This window comes from Alloalcanivorax sp. (genome assembly GCF_964221125.1).
Classification (GTDB): Bacteria; Pseudomonadota; Gammaproteobacteria; order Pseudomonadales; family Alcanivoracaceae; genus Alloalcanivorax; species Alloalcanivorax venustensis.
In genome coordinates, this window is sequence record NZ_CAXPXK010000009.1 from 29,336 (window position 1) to 41,448 (window position 12,113).

At 64.3% G+C, this 12,113-nt stretch carries 10 protein-coding genes; 5 read left to right on the forward strand and 5 right to left on the reverse strand.

All coding sequences use genetic code 11. The annotated features are described in order from the left end of the window. Positions 1 to 73: 73 nt before the first annotated feature. Positions 74 to 1,336, forward strand: coding sequence for an NADP-dependent isocitrate dehydrogenase (gene icd, locus ACEQZD_RS00970; RefSeq protein ID WP_142948794.1), 1,263 nt, complete (start codon positions 74 to 76; stop codon positions 1,334 to 1,336). 29 nt (positions 1,337 to 1,365) lie between these two features. Here the strand turns inward: icd and ACEQZD_RS00975 are convergent, their stop codons facing one another. Then, on the reverse strand, positions 1,366 to 1,668 hold the full coding sequence (locus ACEQZD_RS00975; protein WP_067610712.1) for a cold-shock protein: 303 nt from the start codon (positions 1,666 to 1,668) through the stop codon (positions 1,366 to 1,368). Between the two features lie 227 nt (positions 1,669 to 1,895). Here ACEQZD_RS00975 and clpS point away from each other — a divergent pair, with 227 nt between their 5' ends. Both clpS and clpA read left to right on the forward strand, forming a co-directional pair. Beyond that, positions 1,896 to 2,264, forward strand: a complete 369-nt coding sequence (gene clpS, locus ACEQZD_RS00980; RefSeq protein WP_142948792.1) for an ATP-dependent Clp protease adapter ClpS — start codon at positions 1,896 to 1,898, stop codon at positions 2,262 to 2,264. 43 nt (positions 2,265 to 2,307) lie between these two features. Then, positions 2,308 to 4,572, forward strand: a complete 2,265-nt coding sequence (gene clpA / locus ACEQZD_RS00985; RefSeq protein ID WP_214011663.1) for an ATP-dependent Clp protease ATP-binding subunit ClpA — start codon at positions 2,308 to 2,310, stop codon at positions 4,570 to 4,572. Between the two features lie 75 nt (positions 4,573 to 4,647). On the opposite strand, the gene infA is transcribed toward clpA, so the two are convergent. Continuing rightward, positions 4,648 to 4,866 carry a translation initiation factor IF-1 gene (infA, locus tag ACEQZD_RS00990; RefSeq protein ID WP_067606353.1) on the reverse strand — a complete coding sequence of 73 codons (219 nt, stop codon included), beginning with the start codon at positions 4,864 to 4,866 and terminating at the stop codon, positions 4,648 to 4,650. A 70-nt stretch (positions 4,867 to 4,936) separates the two neighbouring features. Continuing rightward, a complete protein-coding gene (locus tag ACEQZD_RS00995) occupies positions 4,937 to 5,671 on the reverse strand; it encodes an arginyltransferase (protein ID WP_214011662.1) in 735 nt (244 codons plus the stop codon). Between the two features lie 174 nt (positions 5,672 to 5,845). Here ACEQZD_RS00995 and ACEQZD_RS01000 point away from each other — a divergent pair, with 174 nt between their 5' ends. Beyond that, positions 5,846 to 7,825: an acetoacetate--CoA ligase gene (locus ACEQZD_RS01000; protein ID WP_370183442.1), complete on the forward strand. Its 1,980-nt coding sequence runs from the start codon at positions 5,846 to 5,848 to the stop codon at positions 7,823 to 7,825. A gap of 5 nt (positions 7,826 to 7,830) precedes the next feature. Here the strand turns inward: ACEQZD_RS01000 and aat are convergent, their stop codons facing one another. Next, positions 7,831 to 8,538 (reverse strand): leucyl/phenylalanyl-tRNA--protein transferase, encoded by a 708-nt coding sequence (gene aat, locus ACEQZD_RS01005; protein WP_142948788.1) that lies wholly within the window; start codon positions 8,536 to 8,538, stop codon positions 7,831 to 7,833. Between the two features lie 7 nt (positions 8,539 to 8,545). Beyond that, entirely contained in the window at positions 8,546 to 9,493 is a 948-nt protein-coding gene (trxB, locus tag ACEQZD_RS01010) for a thioredoxin-disulfide reductase (RefSeq protein WP_142948787.1), read from the reverse strand. Positions 9,494 to 9,796: 303 nt separating this feature from the next. Between trxB and ACEQZD_RS01015 the strand changes: the two genes are divergently transcribed. Further along, positions 9,797 to 12,112, forward strand: a complete 2,316-nt coding sequence (locus tag ACEQZD_RS01015) for a DNA translocase FtsK (protein ID WP_370183445.1) — start codon at positions 9,797 to 9,799, stop codon at positions 12,110 to 12,112. Position 12,113 lies beyond the last annotated feature (1 nt).

Here is a 12,113-nt window from a genome sequence, read left to right on the forward strand (position 1 = left end):
CAAGAATAACGGCTGAGTGCTATACTCGCCAGGCAACCGAATCCGACGGTTTTTTTCAGAGGGAGTAGTGTAGATGGGATACCAAAAGATCACGGTTCCGGCGGACGGTGACAAAATCACCGTTAATGCGGACCTATCCCTGAATGTCCCCAACCACCCGGTTATTCCGTACATTGAAGGGGACGGCATCGGCGTCGATATCACGCCGGTGATGATGAAAGTGGTTACCGCCGCTGTAGAAAAAGCCTACGGCACCAAACGTGGCATCACCTGGATGGAAGTCTACGCCGGTGAAAAAGCCACCAAGGTTTACGGCCCGGACACCTGGATGCCGGAAGAAACCCTGGAGGCCCTGCGGGAATACACCGTGGGCATCAAGGGCCCGCTGACCACCCCGGTGAGCGGCGGCATCCGGTCGTTGAACGTGGCCCTGCGACAGGAGCTGGACCTGTACACCTGCATGCGTCCGGTGCGCTGGTTCGAGGGCGTGCCCAGCCCGGTACGTCACCCGGAGCTCACCGACATGGTGATCTTCCGCGAGAACTCCGAGGACATTTACGCCGGCATCGAGTGGGCGGCCGACAGCCCCGAAGCCACCAAGCTGATCCGCTTCCTGCGCGAGGAGATGGGTGTCACCCAGATCCGCTTCCCGGAAGGCTGCGGCATCGGCATCAAGCCGGTTTCCCGCGAGGGCAGCCAGCGCCTGGTGCGCAAGGCGATCCAGTTCGCCATCGACAATGACAAGGATTCGGTCACCCTGGTGCACAAAGGCAACATCATGAAGTACACCGAGGGTTCGTTTAAGAACTGGGGTTATGAGCTGGCGGTGGAGCGCTACGGCGCCGAGCCCCTGGACGGCGGCCCCTGGCACGTGATGAAGAACCCGCGTACCGGCAAGGACATCGTCATCAAGGACGTGATCGCCGACGCCTTCCTGCAGCAGATTCTGATGCGTCCCGCGGATTACAGCGTGATCGCCACTCTGAACCTGAACGGCGACTACATTTCCGACGCCCTGGCGGCGGAAGTGGGCGGCATCGGCATCGCGCCGGGCGCCAACATCGGCGGCTCGGTGGCCCTGTTCGAGGCCACCCACGGCACCGCGCCGAAGTACGCCGGCCAGGACAAGGTGAACCCGGGCTCGCTGATTCTCTCCGCGGAGATGATGCTGCGTCACATGGGCTGGAACGATGCCGCCGATCTGGTGATCACCGGCATGGAAGGCGCGATCGCCGCGAAGACCGTGACCTACGACTTCGAGCGTTTGATGCCCGACGCGACCCTGCTCAAGTGTTCTCAGTTCGGCGACGCCGTGATCGAGCACATGGGGGTCTGATCGGCCCCGGCCTTCGCGCGGTCCCGGCGTCAGCCGGAGACGGCGCTGTTTTCCCGGTCCCGTCGTCGTGGTTTCTGGCGGCGGGAAGTCGGGGACTCTCCGTCCTTGCCGTCTTTCCCGTTTTTGACCTCACCCGGTTTAAGATTGACCGCGTGGTAGCCTTTGCTGGCCTCGCGCAGCTCGTACTCCACGTTCTGGCCCGCGTACAGGGTTTTGTACCCTTCCTCCTGAATGTAGGAGTAATGCACGAAAAGGTCGTCACCGCCTTCATCGGGCCGCACGAAGCCGTAGCCCTTGGCGTTGTTAAACCATTTCACTGTTCCCGTTGCCATGGTCCTTCCCTCTGGCCGCTGGCTGTGATTGTTCTTATTTATCGCGGCTGCGATAGAATAGGCTGGTTTTTGATCAACTGTTCCCTAAGGCCGCGAGGGTGTCAACCCCCGGTGGGGATTGAAAAATACCCGGACACCCCTCATTTGTTCATTGCCCGCTGACGCCGGTGGGTATACAACCGTTAGAGATGGTTATGAAGAGGCAGCAACACCCGATATTTGTTCACATGAGCGACAGGCGCTCTACCGGCCACATCTGGGGCCCGGCGTCGGACCCTGGCAAGCCGGATGAGCCCGATCGTCATGGCGAGGCCACCGTTGAGGAAGCCAAGCCTCGACTCAAGCGCCCGCCGATGTACAAAGTATTGATGTTGAACGACGACTACACCCCCATGGATTTCGTCGTCGAGGTGCTGGAAACCTTCTTTCGCATGGACCGCGAGCAAGCCACCCGGGTTATGCTGACGGTGCATACCCGGGGGAAGGCGGTGTGCGGGGTGTTTCCCCAGGACATCGCCGAAACCAAGGCCGCGCAAGTGGTCGACTACGCCCGTGAAAATCAGCATCCGCTGATGTGCCAGGTCGAAAAGGCCTGATAGTCTCCGGCAACGGAGCGGGCAACAAGCAGTGAGGTAGCCTATGCTCAGCAAAGAACTGGAACTGACTCTCAACGAGGCTTTCCACCACGCACGCAGCCACCGGCATGAATTCATGACCGTGGAACACCTGTTGCTGGCGCTGCTCGATAACGAGGCGGCGGTGGAAGTGTTGCGCGCCTGCGGCGCCGATATGGAAGAGCTGCGCGAGGCCCTGACTCAGTTCATCGACGATTCCACCCCGTTACTGCCGGAAGACGGCGAACGCGACACGCAGCCCACCCTGGGTTTCCAGCGGGTGCTGCAGCGCGCCGTATTCAGCGTGCAGTCCTCGGGCAATAAGGAAGTCACCGGCGCCAACGTGTTGGTGGCGATCTTCAACGAACAGGAGAGCCAGGCGGTTTACCTGCTCAACAGCCAGGACGTGCACCGTCTGGACGTGGTCAATTTCATCGCCCACGGCATTTCCCAGGTGGAGGACAACGACCCGGCCGCGGAACAGCGCGAGGAAATGGACGGCGGCGCCGAAGGCGCTCCGGCCAGCGCGCTGGAATCCTACGCCAGCAACCTCAACGAGCTGGCCCGTGCGGACCGTATCGACCCGCTGGTGGGCCGCGCGTTCGAGATCGAGCGCGCCGCGCAGATCCTCTGCCGCCGCCGCAAGAACAACCCCTTGCTGGTGGGCGAGCCGGGTGTCGGCAAGACCGCCATCGCCGAGGGTCTGGCGCGGATGATCGTGGAAGAGAAGGTGCCCGAGCCGCTGCTCGACGCCACCGTCTACTCCCTGGATCTGGGCGCGCTGCTGGCGGGCACCAAGTACCGGGGTGATTTCGAGAAGCGCCTGAAGAACCTGCTCTCGGAACTGCGCAAGCAGGACAACGCCATTCTGTTCATCGATGAGATCCACACCATCATCGGTGCCGGCGCGGCGTCCGGCGGCGTCATGGACGCCTCCAACCTGCTCAAGCCAATGCTGGCCTCCGGCGAGCTCAAGTGCATGGGCTCCACCACCTTCACCGAGTACCGCACCATCTTCGAGAAGGACCGGGCGCTGTCCCGCCGCTTCCAGAAGATCGACGTGGTGGAACCCTCCGTGGAAGACACGGTGGGCATCCTCAAGGGGCTCAAGAGCCGTTTCGAGGCGCACCACAACGTGGTCTACACCGACGCGGCCCTGAAGACGGCGGCGGAGCTGAGCGCGCGTTACATCAACGATCGCTTCCTGCCGGACAAGGCCATCGACGTGATCGACGAGGTCGGCGCCTGGCAGCGTCTGCGCCCGGAAGGCGAGCGCAAGGAAACCATCGATCAGGCGGACGTGGAAGCCATCGTGGCGAAAATCGCCCGGATTCCGCCCAAGCAGGTGTCCTCTTCCGATAAGGAAGTGCTGCAGAACCTGGAGCGGGATCTGAAGATGACCGTGTTCGGCCAGGAAGACGCCATCGACACCATTTCGGCGGCGATCAAACTGTCCCGTGCCGGTCTCAAGGCCGACCACAAACCGATCGGGTCCTTTATGTTCGCCGGCCCCACCGGGGTGGGCAAGACCGAGGTCAGCCGTCAGCTGGCCCGCGCCCTGGGCGTGGAACTGGTGCGCTTCGACATGTCCGAGTACATGGAGCGGCACACCGTCAGCCGGCTGATCGGCGCGCCCCCGGGCTATGTCGGGTTCGATCAGGGCGGGCTGCTCACCGAGGCGGTCACCAAGACGCCGCACTGCGTGTTGCTGCTGGATGAGATCGAGAAGGCGCACCCGGAGGTGTTCAACATCCTGTTGCAGGTGATGGATAACGCCAGCCTCACCGACAACAACGGCCGCAAGGCGGACTTCCGCAATGTGATCGTGATCATGACCACCAACGCCGGCGCCGAGGTGCTCAACAAGCGCACCATCGGCTTCACCGAGCAGGACCAGTCCACGGACGGCATGGAAATGCTCAAGAAGGTGTTCTCGCCGGAGTTCCGCAACCGCCTGGACGGCATCATCCAGTTCAGCGCGCTCACCCCGGAAGTGATCCTGGGCGTGGTCGACAAGTTCCTGGTGGAGCTGCAGGCGCAGCTGGACGAGAAAGCGGTGGTGCTCGACGTGGACGACGGCGCGCGCCGCTGGTTGGCGGAGAAGGGCTACGACAAGGATATGGGGGCCCGACCCATGGCCCGCCTGATCCAGGAGCAGATCAAGAAGCCCCTGGCGGAGAAGCTGCTGTTCGGCGAGTTGGCGGACCGTGGCGGCCAGGTACGCATTACCGCCGGCGACGATGGACTGGTGCTGACGGTGGATGCTTCCGAGGCGGAGGCGACCTGCTGAGGTCGCCCCTGAACGTAAAAAACCCGGCTTCGGCCGGTTTTTTTTTGCGGGCGCGTCGCTGGCGCCGGCGGCGGATTATTTCATCCGGAACGTGATGCGGCCCTTGCTCAGGTCGTAGGGCGACATCTCCACCTTGACCCGGTCACCGGTCAGGATGCGGATATAGAACTTGCGCATCTTCCCGGAAATGTGGGCGGTGATAATGTGGTCATTGTCCAGCTTCACGCGGAACATGGTGTTCGGAAGGGTTTCCAGAACCACCCCTTCCAATTCAATCTGCTCTTCTTTCGCCATCCAGTAAAATTCCGATCTTCGGCTTCAGAGGGAGCGCAATTGTGCCGTAAATGGACTTATCGTGCAAAGCCTATTGACGCTCGCCCGCGCCGTCCGAGGTGTGCAGCCGCCAGCGTCCGTCGCGCAGCAGCTCCAGCGGCTGGTACTGGCTCTTGTAGCTCATCTTCTGGCACTGCCGGATCCAGTAGCCGAGATAGAGATAGGGCAGCCCCAGACGGTGGCTGGCCTGAATCTGCCAGAGCAGGGCGTTGACACCCAGGCCGCGGGCTTCCTGGTCCGGGTCGAAGAAGGTATAGACCGCCGACAGGCCGTCGTCCAGGTGGTCGGTGACCGCCACCGCCAGCAGCGTGTCGTCCGCGTCACGGAAACAATGGAAGCGGGTGTCGGCCCAATCACAGGTGAGAAAGCCGGTGAACTGCTCCTCGGAGGGCGGGAACATATCGCCGTCGCCGTGGCGCTGGTCGATATAGCGGGCGTAGAGGCGGTAGATTTCCCGGGTATAGCGCGCCGGTTCCTCGCTGACCGAAAGATCGCTGTTGCGCTTGATCAGCCGGCGGTGGCGGCGGCGGGGCCGGAAATCCGCCACCCGCACCCGGGCGGGAATGCAGGCCTGGCAGCCCTCGCAGTGGGGCCGGTAGAGATAGTCACCGCTGCGGCGGAACCCGAGGCGCGACAATTCGCTGTACAGGCGCGCGTCCAGCGGCGTTTGCGGGTCGACGAAAAGCGTGGCCGCCTGCCGGCCCTCCAGATAACTGCAGGGGTGGGCGGGGGTGCGGAAAAAACGCAGTTCGGACAAATCGCTCATGGCTTCATTCTAGCTCAGCGGCGGCCTCCGGGAATACCGCTTCGGTGCTTTCCTCGCGGCCACGCCTTGGCTAGTCTGTAGCCGGTTTGTATCCACATAATGACAATCAAAACAACGTCGGTGGCGGTTTAGGGGCTGTGTTGGCCTCCGCCGGGCACCGGCACGGGAGAGCCCATGAACAGCAATACCAACCCGCCGGCGCCGCTCTGGACGCCGGACGCCGACCGCGTGGCCAACAGCCGCCTGACCCATTACATGGACTGGCTGAAGGCCGAAAAAGGCCTGAGCTTCAGCGATTACCCGCAACTCTGGGACTGGTCGGTGGACCAGCTGGAGAGCTTCTACGCGTCGCTCTGGGAATACTTCGATATCCGCCATTCGCAGCCCTATACCCGGGTGCTGGACGGCCACGCCATGCCCGGCGCCAAATGGTTCGAGGGCGCCCGCCTGAACCTGGCCGAACAGGTGTTCCGCTTTCATATCGGCGACCCGGGGCGCCCGGCCATTGAGTCCCGCTCCGAGCTGCGCGGCCGCCAGACCCTCACCTGGGGCGAGTTGCACCGGCAGATCGCCGCCACCGCCGCCAGCCTGCGCGGCCTGGGTGTGGGCCCCGGCGACCGGGTGGTGGCCTACCTGCCCAATATTCCGGAAACGGTGGTGGCGTTCCTGGCCTGCGCCAGCATCGGCGCGGTCTGGTCCAGCTGTTCGCCGGACATGGGCACCCGCAGCGTGCTCGACCGCTTTCAGCAGATTGATCCGAAGGTGATGATCGCGGTGGACGGCTACCGCTACGGCGGCAAGGACTTCGACCGTCTGGACGTGGTCGCCGGCTTGCGCGACGACCTGCCCACCCTGGAGCACCTGGTGCTGCTGCCGTATCTGGATGACGGCGCGGAGCTGCCGGGCGCCCGTTCCTGGGCCTCGATGATCCAGCGCGACGCGCCCATGGCGTTCGAGCAGCTGCCGTTCGACCACCCGATCTGGGTGGTCTATTCCTCCGGCACCACCGGCATGCCCAAGCCGATCGTGCACGGCCACGGCGGCGCCCTGATCAACGGGCTGCTCAATCATGCCCTGCATCTGGACCTGGGCCCGGACGATCGCTTCATGTGGTTCACCACCACCGGCTGGATCATGTGGAATTCGCAGATGTCCGGGCTGCTCACCGGTGCCACCATCTGTCTTTACGACGGCAACCCGGGCTATCCGGACCTGGGCACCCTGTGGCGTTTCGCCGAGGAGACCGGCATCACCGTGTTCGGCGCCGGCGCCGCCTATTTCCTGAACTGCAAGAAGGCGGAGATCGAGCCGTCGCAATGGGTGGATACCGGACGCATCCGCACCGTGGGTTCCACCGGGTCACCGCTGCCGGAGGAGGGCTACCGCTGGATCATGGATCAGCTCGGCGATGTGCTGATCGCCGCCATCAGCGGTGGCACCGACGTGGCCGCCTCTTACGTGGGCGCCTGTCCGATCCAGCCGGTGTACGCCGGTGAGATGCAGTGCCGCTACCTGGGCACGGCGGTCTACGCCATGGACGACGACGGCCGCATTCTCGACGACGAAGTGGGCGAACTGGTGGTCACCAAACCGATGCCTTCCATGCCGCTGTATTTCTGGAACGACGAGGGCGGCCACCGCTACCACGACAGCTACTTCGACGTGTTCCCCGGCATCTGGCGCCACGGCGACTGGATCCGCATCACGCCGCGCGGCGGGGCGGTGATCTACGGCCGTTCCGACACCACCATCAACCGCCACGGCATTCGCATGGGCACCAGCGAGATCTACCGCGTGGTGGAGGAGCTGCCGGAGGTGCTCGACAGCCTGGTGGTGGACCTGGAATACCTGGGGCGGGAGTCGTTCATGCCGCTGTTCGTGGTGCTGCGCGAGGGCGTGTCCCTGGACGAGGACCTGAAAGGGCGGATCAAGGCCGGCATTCGCGACAACCTCTCCGCCCGCCATGTGCCCAACGACATCGTTGCCGTGCCGGACGTGCCACGCACCCTGACCGGTAAGAAAATGGAGCTGCCGATCAAGAAGCTGCTGCTCGGGCAGAGTCTGGAGAAAGTCGCCAACCCGGACGCCATGGCCAACCCGGAGAGTATCCGGACCTACCAGGATTACGCGGAGCAGCGCGGCACCGCCGGGTAACCGGCTCAGGGCGTGGCGTCGTTCCAGCGGATCGGCGCCTTCGGCCAGGGCAGGGGAGTAATGTCGGTGATCAGGGCGTCCAGTTGCCGCTGGAAATCCACCCGCGGCATCAGGAAGGCGCCCAGGCGCATCAGATGCTCGCTCTCCACCTGGGCGTCCAGCAGGCGGATGCCGAGCCGTGGCGCCAGCCGCCACAGCAGCGCCAGCACGCTTTTCGAGCCGTTGGTGCGGGTCGAAAACATGGATTCGCCGAACAGCACGCCGCCCAGCTGCACGCCGTACAGCCCGCCGGCCAGCTCGCCGTCCTCGAACACGGTGACGCAGTGGGCGTGGCCGAGTGCGTGCAGCCGCAGGTAGGCGGCGCGCATTTCCGGTGTGATCCAGGTGCCGCCGTCGTCATCGCGGGGCGCCGCGCAGACGTCGATCACCCGCTCGAAATCACGGTCCAGGTAGAAGGTCAGGTCGGCATTCCGAAGGTGCCGGCCGAGCCGGCGGCTGATATGAAAATCCCCGGGGCGAAAAACGCACCGGGGATTGGGGGTCCACCACAGGACCGGCTGGCTGGGGTCGTACCAGGGGAAGATACCCCTGGTGTACGCGCTGATCAGCGTGTCCGGCGCCAGATCATTGCCGGCGGCGAGCAGGCCGTTGGGATCGTCCAGGGCCTCCTCGAGCGGCGGGAAGTCACTTCCCGGCGGCAGCCAGGGAATCACTCTCCGGTCACTCTTCCAGGCTTTCCAGGTACTTCTCCGCGTCCAGGGCCGACATGCAGCCGGCACCCGCGGAGGTGACCGCCTGACGGTAGACGTGGTCGGCCACGTCGCCGGCGGCGAACACACCGGGCACGCTGGTGGCGGTGGCGTTGCCTTCCAGACCGCTCTTGATCTTGATGTAGCCGTTGTTCATGTCCAGCTGGCCCTGGAAGATGTCCGTGTTGGGCTTATGGCCGATGGCGATGAACACGCCCTGCAGCTCCACGTTCTCGGTGGTGTCGTCCTTGGTGGACTTGACCCGCATGCCGGTGACGCCGGAGTCGTCGCCCAGCACTTCGTCCAGGGTGTGGTCCCACATCACCTTGATGTTGTCCTTGGCGAGCAGCTTGTCCTGCAAAATCTTCTCGGCGCGCAGCTTGTCGCGGCGGTGCACCAGCACCACTTCCTCGGCGATGTTGGACAGATACAGCGCTTCTTCCACGGCGGTGTTGCCGCCGCCGATCACCGCCACTTTCTGGCCGCGATAGAAAAAGCCGTCGCAGGTGGCGCAGGCGGACACGCCCTTGCCCATGAACGCCTGCTCGGACTCCAGCCCCAGATACATGGCGGAGGCGCCGGTGGCGATGATAAGCGCGTCACAGGTGTAGGTGCCGGAGTCGCCTTCCAGCACGAAGGGGCGGTCCTTGATATTTACGGTGTGGATGTGGTCGTAGACAATCTCGGTCTCGAACCGCTCGGCGTGCTGCTGCATGCGCACCATCAGGTCCGGACCCTGGAGACCCTCCACGTCACCGGGCCAGTTATCCACCTCGGTGGTGGTGGTGAGCTGGCCGCCAGGCTCGATGCCGGTGATCACCACGGGTTTCAGGTTGGCGCGGGCGGCGTACACCGCCGCGGTGTAGCCCGCCGGGCCGGAACCCAGGATGATCAGTCGATGGTGCTGCGCGTCGCTCATTGATTCCTCCACCACGAATTCAGAATTGTTGCCGCGGGCCGCGTGACCCGTCCGGCTGATTGGGCAATAGTTGTGGCATGCACGCCACCTTTCAAGGCGCAAGCAAACTACAATAAATCCTATCGGCCGTGAAGGGCGTACACTCTATGACTTCGATAGGGAACGCCAAGGTCGGACCGCGGGCCGCGCGAAGCGTGGCGCCGCCGCTGGTTCATGGCGCCCGGATTGACTACAATCCTTGTAATTTCAGCTCTTTAGGAAGGATTCCTAAGAAATGGGTTTGACCAACGTAAGAGGCCTCGAGTGACCAAGGCAGCCGCCGGCGCGAAACCGTCCGGGTTTTCCCGCCATCTCAAGAAAGGCCTGATGGAAGGCATGGTGATCGCCCTGATCGCCCTGTCGCTGTATCTGCTGCTGGCTCTGATCACCTACGACAGCGGTGATCCGGGCTGGTCCTACGTGGGCGACGCCGGCCAGGTGAGCAACGCCGGCGGACGCGCCGGCGCCTTCTGCGCCGATCTGTTGCTCGGCCTGTTCGGCTACATGGCCTACGTATTCCCGGTGCTGGTGGCGTTCTGGGCCTTCAAGGTGCTGCGCGAGCGCCACGCCGGGCTGGCCGGCAGCTGGCCGCTGTTCAGCCTGCGGCTGGTGGGCTTCGTGCTGACCATGATGAGCGGCACCGCGCTGGCCTACATGCATTTCTCCGGCGCCGGCCTGGCGCTGCCCGAGGACGCCGGCGGCATCCTCGGGCAGGTGGTCGGGCAGGCGTCGCTGGCGGCGTTCAACGCCCTGGGCGGCACCCTGGTGATGGTGGCGCTGTTCCTGATCGGCGTCACCGTGTTCACCGACCTGTCCTGGATCGTCCTCGCCGAACGCCTGGGCGCGCTGGTGCTGGGCATCGGCCAGAAAGTGCCGGCCTGGTTCGCCCAGCGCCGCGAGCAGCGCGCCGAGCGTCAGGCCGCCCGCGAGGCGCGCCACAAGCGCGCCCAGGTGGTCACCGAAGCGAAGAAAAAACAGGAAAACCGCACCCCGCCCAAGATCGCCCAGCCCGCCAAGCCGGTGGAAAAGAGCGAGCGCGTCCAGAAAGAGAAGCAGCGCGCCCTGTTCACCGCCCAGGTGAGCGGCGATCTGCCGCCGCTGGAGCTGCTCGACGCGGTGGACGACCACAGCAAGGGCGGTTACTCCGAGGAAGCGCTGGACGCCATGTCCCGGCTGCTGGAGATCAAGCTCAAGGACTTCAACGTCGACGCCGAAGTGGTGGCGGTGCAGCCCGGCCCGGTGATCACCCGCTTCGAGATTCAGCCGGCGGCGGGCATCAAGGTGTCCAAGATCAGCAACCTGGCCAAGGACCTGGCCCGCTCCCTGGCGGTGATCAGTGTGCGGGTGGTGGAAGTGATCCCCGGCAAGACCACGGTGGGCATCGAGATTCCCAACGAGCAGCGCGAAATGATCCGCCTCACCGAGGTGGTCGGCTCGCGGATGTTCGACGACGCCGCTTCGCCGCTGACCCTGGCGCTGGGCAAGGACATTTCCGGCAACCCGGTGATGGCGGATCTCGGCAAGATGCCGCACCTGCTGGTGGCCGGTACCACCGGTTCCGGTAAATCCGTGGGCCTGAACGCGATGCTGCTGTCGCTGATGTTCAAGGCCAATCCGGAAGACGTGCGGATGATCCTGATCGACCCCAAGATGCTGGAACTGGCGGTCTACGACGGCATCCCCCATCTGCTCACGCCGGTGGTCACCGACATGAAGGAGGCGGCCAGCGCGCTGCGCTGGGGCGTGGGTGAAATGGAGCGCCGCTACCGGCTGATGGCCTCGGTGGGCGTGCGTAATATCGCCGGCTACAACCGCAAGCTGGCCGAGGCGGAGAAGAAGGGCGAGCCGCTCAAGGACCCTCTGTGGAAGCCCAACGACCCCATGGACCTGAACGAAGAGGCGCCGCTGGCGGTGAAGCTGCCGTACATCGTGATCGTGATCGACGAGTTCGCCGACATGATGATGATCGTCGGCAAGAAGGTGGAAGAGCTGATCGCCCGTATCGCCCAGAAGGCCCGGGCCGCCGGCATCCACCTGATTCTCGCCACCCAGCGCCCGTCGGTGGATGTGATCACCGGCCTGATCAAGGCCAATGTGCCGTCGCGGATCGGCTTCCAGGTGTCGTCCAAGATCGACTCGCGCACGGTGCTCGACCAGGGCGGGGCGGAGCAGCTGCTCGGCCACGGCGACATGCTCTATTTGCCCGCCGGCACCAGCATGCCGGAACGGGTGCACGGCGCCTTTGTCTCAGATGAAGAGGTGCACCGGGTTTGCGACGACTGGCGCAAGCGCGGCGAGCCGGATTATCTCGAGGAGATTCTCGAAGGGGGCTCGGATTTGTCGGCGCCCCTGCCGGGCATGGAAAGCGCCGACGGCGGCGAGGAAGACGACCCGCTCTACGACGAGGCGGTGGCCTATGTCACCCAGTCCCGCCGCGCCTCCATCTCTTCGGTGCAACGTAAACTCAAGATCGGCTACAACCGGGCGGCCCGCCTGGTGGAAGCCATGGAAATGGCCGGTGTGGTGTCCGAAGCCGGACACAATGGCCAGCGCGAAGTGATCGCGCCGCCGCCGGTCTGAC